We start from the raw sequence: 204 nt of genomic DNA, 5'->3' as shown, positions 1-204 counted from the left end.
GCCATCAAAAATATCCACCTCACGGTTCGCCGTGCCTGTGCCCGTGAGCGTCACGCTAGTGTCGACTGTCGTGCCGTTTTGAGGGATGTCGATGCCTTTGGAATCTTTCACCGAAGTAATCGCCGGAACCAGCGCATAAGCCACGGTAAAGGTTCGTGCTGCTGATACTGGATTACTGCCGTAAACACCTTTGGCTGTGAGGCT

1 protein-coding gene is annotated in these 204 nt (G+C 53.9%); it reads right to left on the bottom strand.

Features of this window, described 5'->3' with window-relative positions; translation table 11 throughout:
- The coding region (locus tag QMX93_RS31010) for a hypothetical protein (protein WP_282359367.1) at positions 1-204 on the bottom strand (204 nt) is incomplete at both ends.

Origin of the sequence: Pseudomonas sp. PS01303, assembly GCF_029959385.1 — a bacterium.
Classification (GTDB): Bacteria; Pseudomonadota; Gammaproteobacteria; order Pseudomonadales; family Pseudomonadaceae; genus Aquipseudomonas; species Aquipseudomonas rustica.
This window is presented reverse-complemented; position numbering and strand designations above follow the sequence as displayed.